Genomic DNA, 548 nt, shown 5'->3' on the forward strand with positions numbered 1-548 from the left:
TCGCGCGCGCGGCCGGGACTGTGCGCCGGGTCTGGAACTGGGCGCTCGCCGAATGGCAGCGCCAGGCCGCCGCAGGCTGCAAGCCGAATGCGATGGCGCTCAAAAAGCAGTTCAACCGGATCAAGTATGCGGACCCGGCCTGGCTTGACGAGAACGGTCAGCCCTGGCTGCGCACCGTCCACCGCGACGCCCATGCGCAGCCCTTCACCAACCTCGCCAGGGCCTGGAGCCGCTACTTCGAGCAGCGCCGTGCAGGAACGCCGGCATACCCTCCGGTATTCAAGAAAAAGGGGCGCTGCCGCGATGTGTTTTACCTGGCGAACGACAAGTTCAGGATCGAGGGAAGCACCGCCGTGCTGCCCAGGATCGGCCGGGTGGCGCTGTGCGAAGCGCTGCGCTGGCCTGGACGCATCCTGGGCGCGAGCGTCTCGCGCGAAGCGGATCACTGGTTCCTGTGCGTCCAGGTCGAGGTACCCGATGCGACAGCGCGCCTGCCGCGCAGCGGCCACGGTGTCACCGGCGTCGACCTCGGCGTGAGCGCGGCCGCC

At 69.0% G+C, this 548-nt stretch carries 1 protein-coding gene; it reads left to right on the top strand.

All coding sequences use genetic code 11. The features are described from left to right. Positions 1-548, top strand: a 548-nt coding sequence (locus tag FG94_RS02550) for a helix-turn-helix domain-containing protein (protein WP_036206674.1), incomplete at both ends; no start/stop codon positions are given.

Source organism: Massilia sp. LC238 (genome assembly GCF_000735635.1).
In the GTDB taxonomy this organism is placed as follows: domain Bacteria; phylum Pseudomonadota; class Gammaproteobacteria; order Burkholderiales; family Burkholderiaceae_D; genus Telluria; species Telluria varians.